This is a genomic window from Mesorhizobium sp. M5C.F.Ca.IN.020.32.2.1, assembly GCF_004023105.1.
GTDB lineage: Bacteria > Pseudomonadota > Alphaproteobacteria > Rhizobiales > Rhizobiaceae > Mesorhizobium > Mesorhizobium wenxiniae.
This window is the reverse complement of record NZ_RZSX01000747.1, coordinates 1-3189: the sequence shown is the minus strand read 5'-3', so window position 1 is coordinate 3189 and position 3189 is coordinate 1. Positions and strand designations below refer to the sequence as shown.

7 protein-coding genes and 1 pseudogene are annotated in these 3189 nt (G+C 61.6%); all 8 read right to left on the bottom strand.

Annotated elements, in window-relative coordinates:
• The coding region (gene rplO / locus EOA86_RS28160; protein WP_128344660.1) for a 50S ribosomal protein L15 at window positions 1-248 on the bottom strand (248 nt) is incomplete at its 3' end.
• 22 nt (window positions 249-270) lie between these two features.
• Entirely contained in the window at window positions 271-468 is a 198-nt protein-coding gene (gene rpmD / locus EOA86_RS28155) for a 50S ribosomal protein L30 (protein ID WP_127209459.1), read from the bottom strand.
• A gap of 25 nt (window positions 469-493) precedes the next feature.
• Window positions 494-1057 (bottom strand): 30S ribosomal protein S5, encoded by a 564-nt coding sequence (gene rpsE, locus EOA86_RS28150; RefSeq protein WP_006333394.1) that lies wholly within the window; start codon window positions 1055-1057, stop codon window positions 494-496.
• A 154-nt stretch (window positions 1058-1211) separates the two neighbouring features.
• Window positions 1212-1571, bottom strand: a complete 360-nt coding sequence (rplR, locus tag EOA86_RS28145) for a 50S ribosomal protein L18 (protein ID WP_029352225.1) — start codon at window positions 1569-1571, stop codon at window positions 1212-1214.
• Between the two features lie 85 nt (window positions 1572-1656).
• On the bottom strand, window positions 1657-2190 hold the full coding sequence (gene rplF / locus EOA86_RS28140) for a 50S ribosomal protein L6 (RefSeq protein ID WP_023799285.1): 534 nt from the start codon (window positions 2188-2190) through the stop codon (window positions 1657-1659).
• A 92-nt stretch (window positions 2191-2282) separates the two neighbouring features.
• Complete coding sequence (gene rpsH / locus EOA86_RS28135; protein ID WP_006205453.1) at window positions 2283-2681, bottom strand: 30S ribosomal protein S8; 399 nt, start codon at window positions 2679-2681, stop codon at window positions 2283-2285.
• A 12-nt stretch (window positions 2682-2693) separates the two neighbouring features.
• Complete coding sequence (gene rpsN, locus EOA86_RS28130) at window positions 2694-2999, bottom strand: 30S ribosomal protein S14 (protein WP_029352223.1); 306 nt, start codon at window positions 2997-2999, stop codon at window positions 2694-2696.
• A gap of 27 nt (window positions 3000-3026) precedes the next feature.
• Window positions 3027-3189: pseudogene (locus EOA86_RS28125) on the bottom strand (50S ribosomal protein L5); the annotation flags it as partial.

Sequence of the window (3189 nt, the reverse complement as noted above, 5' to 3'; positions counted from 1 at the left end):
GCCTGGATGCGGGCCAGCGACACGACGGCAAAGCTCTTGGCGAAGATGTTGTTGAAGCCACGCTTCGGCAGGCGCCGGTAAAGCGGCATCTGGCCACCCTCGAAGCCGTTGACGGCGACGCCGGAGCGCGCCTTCTGGCCCTTGACGCCGCGGCCGGCAGTCTTGCCCGAGCCGGAACCGATGCCGCGGCCGAGACGCTTCTTGGAATGCGTCGCGCCGTCCTTGTCACGCAGATCGTTGAGTTTCATCTGAGTTCTCCTGCGCTCTGGTTCAGCCCTCGTCCACGACGCGGACGAGATGCTGGACGGCAGCGATCATGCCGCGCACTGAGGGGGTGTCCTCCAGCGTGCGCTGCTTGTGCATCTTGTTGAGGCCGAGGCCGACCAGCGTCGCTCGCTGCTCCTTCGGCCGGCGGATCGGCGAACCGATCTGCTCGACGGTGATGGTCTTGGTTGCTTTCTTGGGCATGGTCAAAATCCCTGGTCAGCGTCGACTATTCTTCGGCCGCGACGGCGGTGCCGCGGCGGGCCTGAAGGGTCGAATACTTGATGCCGCGCGCAGCAGCCACATCCTTGGGATGCATCTGGCTCTTCAGCGCGTCGAAGGTGGCGCGAACCATGTTGTACGGGTTCGACGAACCCATCGACTTGGCGACGACGTCATGCATGCCGAGCGTCTCGAAGACGGCGCGCATCGGGCCGCCGGCGATGATGCCGGTACCCTGCTTGGCAGCGCGCAGCAGAACGCGTCCGGCGCCCCAGCGTCCCTCGACGTCGTGGTGCAGCGTACGGCCCGAACGCAGCGGCACGAAGATCATGTCGCGCTTGGCCGATTCGGTCGCTTTGCGGATCGCCTCGGGCACTTCGCGCGCCTTGCCGTGACCGAAGCCGACGCGGCCCTTCTGGTCGCCGACGACGACGAGTGCTGCAAAGCCGAAGCGCCGGCCGCCCTTGACGACCTTGGCGACGCGGTTGATGTGGACGAGCTTGTCCACCATGCCGTCGTCGCGCTCTTCGCGATCACGGCCGCGGCCGCCATCCCTACGTTCCTGTGCCATATCCTGTTCCTTGTTTTTTTCCGGAAGCACGGTTGATGATGATATCCGGCACCTCTGTGGGCTGCCGGGGGCGAAACTCATTTTTCCTTCGCATGATCTTATCCGAAAAGTCTGCAACTTTTTGCTGCGCTGACCTCCGGTTCGGGATCATGCCTTAGAAGCTCAAGCCGCCTTCACGGGCGGCCTCGGCCAGCGCCTTGACGCGGCCGTGATAGATGTACGGTCCACGGTCGAAGACGACTTCCTTGACGCCGGCCTTCGAAGCGCGCTCGGCAATCAGCTTGCCGATTGCCACTGCGGCGGCAGTGTCGGCACCGGTCTTGAGCGAACCCTTGAGGTCCTTCTCCAGCGTCGAGGCGGCAGCGATTGTGTGGCCCTTGGCGTCGTCGATCACCTGCACGTAGATGTTCTTCGACGTGCGGTGGACCGACAGCCGCGGGCGCTCGCCCGCGACCTTCTTGATCTGGCGGCGGACGCGCTGAGCGCGGCGTTGTGTGGATTCTTTCGAGCCCATGATATCAGTTCCTTGCCTTCAAAAAACGGGGGCAACCCTGTGCGGTAGGACAAGCCTCCCGCGACCGCTCCCCGCGGCGTTTAAATTACTTCTTCTTGCCTTCCTTGCGGACGATCTTCTCGCCAGCGTAACGAACGCCCTTGCCCTTGTACGGCTCGGGACCGCGATATTCGCGGATCTCGGCAGCAACCTGACCGACCTTCTGCTTGTCGATGCCGGTCACGGTGATTTCCGTCGGCTTCGGCACGGTGATCGTGATGTCCTGCGGCGTTTCGTAGACGACATCATGGCTGAACCCGAGCGCCAGCTGCAGGTTCTTGCCCTGCATGGCGGCGCGATAGCCGACGCCGGTGATCTCAAGCTTCTTTTCAAAACCGTCCTTGACGCCCTGCAGGATGTTGACGATCTGCGTGCGCGACATGCCCCATTTGGAGCGAGCGGTCTTGGTCTGGTCGCGTGGCTGGACAGCGATCTCGCTGCCTTCCATTTTGACCAGCACTTCGTCGTTCACCACGAACTTCAGCTCACCCTTGGGACCCTTCGCCGTGACGGTCTGGCCGTCCACGGTCGCGGTCACGCCCTGCGGCAGCGAAACGGGTTTCTTTCCAATACGAGACATTTTGTTGTCCTCGTCACTTCTCTTGTTTCAGGTCTCTGTTTTCGAACATGTGTCCGAAAACCGGATTCCACTTTCCGGGATCGCGCTCCAGATCAGAATATCTGGCAGAGGATTTCCCCGCCGACATTCTGTTCGCGCGCTTCGTGGTCGGCCATGACGCCCTTCGGCGTCGAAAGGATCGCGATGCCGAGGCCGTTGGCGACGTGCGGGATCGACTTCGCCGAAACGTAGACGCGACGGCCCGGCTTGGAGACGCGGGCGATTTCGCGCACGACCGGCGCACCGTCGAAATACTTCAGTTCGATCTCGATTTCGGACTTGCCGTTGTCGAAGTCGGTCTGGCTGTAGTCGCGAATATAGCCTTCCGCCTTCAGCACGTCGAGGACGCGGGTACGCAGGCGCGAGGCCGGCGTCGAAACGCTCGACTTCTTGCGGCCATAGGCGTTGCGGATGCGGGTCAGCATATCGCCGAGAGGATCGCTCAATGACATGTTACGTCCTCCTTACCAGCTCGACTTGACCAGGCCCGGGATCTGGCCGTTATTGCCGAGATCACGAAGCGCGATGCGCGATACTTTGAGCTTGCGATAGTAGGCGCGCGGACGGCCGGTGACTTCGCAGCGGTTGCGGATGCGGATCTTGGCCGAGTTGCGCGGCAGTGCCGCAAGCTTCAGCTGGGCGCGGAAGCGCTCTTCCATTGGCTTGGACTGATCCATGATGATCGCCTTGAGGGCCTTGCGCTTGGCAGCGTACTGGTCCACAAGCTTGCGGCGCCTGTTGTTCTTCTCGACTGAGCTGGTCTTTGCCATTTCAGATTTTTCCTTTTCTCGCTGCCGTTACTGGCGGAAGGGGAAGTTGAAGGCCTTGAGCAATGCCCTGGCTTCGTCGTCCGTCTTCGCAGTCGTACAAACGATGACGTCCATGCCCCAGATCTGATCAACCTTGTCGTAATTGATCTCCGGGAACACGATGTGTTCCTTGATGCCCATGGCATAGTTG